General features: G+C 44.8%; 2 tRNA genes. Both read right to left on the bottom strand.

Annotation, left to right across the window (positions count from 1 at the left end):
- Positions 1-75 (bottom strand) — tRNA-Gly (locus QP775_RS25670).
- Between the two features lie 81 nt (positions 76-156).
- Positions 157-230 (bottom strand) — tRNA-Gly (locus tag QP775_RS25665).

Here is a 230-nt window from a genome sequence, read left to right as displayed (position 1 = left end):
TGGAGCGGACAACGGGATTCGAACCCGCGACCCTCGCCTTGGCAAGGCGATACTCTACCACTGAGCTATGTCCGCAATATGTATTAGGTTAGATCACACTCAAATATTGTATCATGTTCTTTACTAAAAAGCAATATTAACATCATTGAGTATATATGGAGCGGGTGATGGGAATCGAACCCACGCTATTAGCTTGGAAGGCTAAAGTTCTACCATTGAACTACACCCGC

The sequence above is a fragment of the Paenibacillus sp. UMB4589-SE434 genome (genome assembly GCF_030226685.1).
Taxonomy (GTDB): domain Bacteria; phylum Bacillota; class Bacilli; order Paenibacillales; family Paenibacillaceae; genus Paenibacillus_B.
This window is presented reverse-complemented; position numbering and strand designations above follow the sequence as displayed.